The sequence below is a fragment of the Stenotrophomonas sp. NPDC077659 genome (genome assembly GCF_050268705.1).
Classification (GTDB): Bacteria; Pseudomonadota; Gammaproteobacteria; order Xanthomonadales; family Xanthomonadaceae; genus Stenotrophomonas.
In genome coordinates this window covers 1-1,539 of the sequence record NZ_JBNNHG010000279.1, presented here as the reverse complement: position 1 = coordinate 1,539, position 1,539 = coordinate 1, and the positions used below count along the sequence as shown (strand labels likewise).

At 67.3% G+C, this 1,539-nt stretch carries 2 protein-coding genes; both read right to left on the bottom strand.

Translation table 11 applies throughout. The features are described from left to right. Nucleotides 1–1,084, bottom strand: a 1,084-nt coding sequence (gene yidC, locus ACQKDV_RS19435) for a membrane protein insertase YidC (protein ID WP_427785857.1), incomplete at its 3' end; no start/stop codon positions are given. Further along, nucleotides 1,084–1,536 (bottom strand): ribonuclease P protein component, encoded by a 453-nt coding sequence (gene rnpA, locus ACQKDV_RS19430; protein ID WP_427785858.1) that lies wholly within the window; start codon nucleotides 1,534–1,536, stop codon nucleotides 1,084–1,086. The genes rnpA and yidC, both read right to left, overlap by 1 nt. Between the last annotated feature and the right edge of the window lie 3 nt (nucleotides 1,537–1,539).

Sequence of the window (1,539 nt, the reverse complement as noted above, 5' to 3'; positions counted from 1 at the left end):
CCCAGAACAGGCCCTGGCCGATCACCGCCATCATCGAGAAGCGGCTGTAGTCGACCACGCGATCCAGGCCCGGCACGTCTTCCTTGGCGATCTGGTTGACCAGCTTCGGGCCGACCCACAGGCGTGCTTCGGTGCTGGTGGACTGGCCCGGGGCCACGGTGAAGGCCGGGCCACGGGCTTCGATCAGGTCCCGACCGGCCACCTGCGACAGCACGTAGTGGGCGGTCTGATCCTTCTGCGGAATCCAGGCGGTGAAGAAGTGGTGCTGCAGCATCGCCAGCCAGCCGCCGGTGATGTTCTGGTTCAGCGCGCCATCGTCCAGGTAATCCTTGAACGCACGGCGCTGGTACGTCTTGTCGTTGTCGTACCAGGTGGCGCCGTTGAAGCTGAACGAGTCCGGGTTGGTCATGTTCCGCGACAGGATGGTCGGGGTACGGTCCAGGGTGCGGTAGACGTAGCCGTTCCACGGGGTACTGCCGGTGTTGCTGACCTCGTCCTTGAAACGCACGGCGTACTCGTTGCGCGAGACGGTGAGGGTGCGCTTGATGGTCACGCCGTTGTCGGCGGTCCACACGAACGGGATCTGCAGCTGGTTCTGGCCGTCGGCCAGGACGAAGTCATGGACGTCACCGACCAGCTTGAAGCCATCGGCGCCCGGCACCGGGGTGCTCTTGTCCTCGCTGGCCCAGCCGCTGATCGCGCTGTACGGATGCGCGGGATCTTCGGTCAGCAGGCGTACCGGCGGGCTGCCTTCTTCCTTGGACTGCGGGAACTGCAGCAGCTCGGCATCCAGCACGCGGCCACCGTCCACCACCAGGCGCAGCACGTCGGTGGTGACGGTCACACGCTGGGCGGCCGGGGTGGCGCTGGCCTGGGCCTGCGCCGCAACCTGGCCCGGTGCACCGGGGACCTGCGCGCTGGGGATGCTGCCCGGGGTCGCACCCGGAACACTCTGTGCGACGGCCTGGGCGGACGTGGTGGTCGGGGCCGGGGTCGGGCCGGCCTTTTCACGGCCCCACTCCATCCACAGGAGCACGGCCACCATCAGCCAGGCAAAAATAAGGAATACGCGGGTCTGGTTCATCAGCGGACAGGCTCGGCGGGGCCGGGACGCGATGCCGGCTCGGTCAAAGAAGGAGATGCGATGCCATCTGGCGGCGGCATTGTGCCGTCCACGCCCGGCGCGGGCAATGCGCGAAGGCGCCGCAGCAGGCGCAGGAAGGCCTGGCGGATCTCGTCGTTGCTGGCAGAACGCGCAGCACTACGGGCCACGACGACGAAGTCGCCTGGCTGGATATCGGTTCGTGTCTGACGCAGGATGTCGCGCAGGACGCGCTTGATCCGGTTACGCCCGACGGCGTTCGGATCAACCTTGCGGGAAACCGCCAGACCCAGCCTGGCCGGCCGGTCAGCCGGCAGCCAGTGCAGGGTCATCAGCGGATCGGACACACGGCGGGCGCCGTTGAAGACCGTTGAATATTCGGTGCGAACAGGCGGCCAGGCTGCACAGCGCGGCGATGGATAGCAGTGGGGCACGTA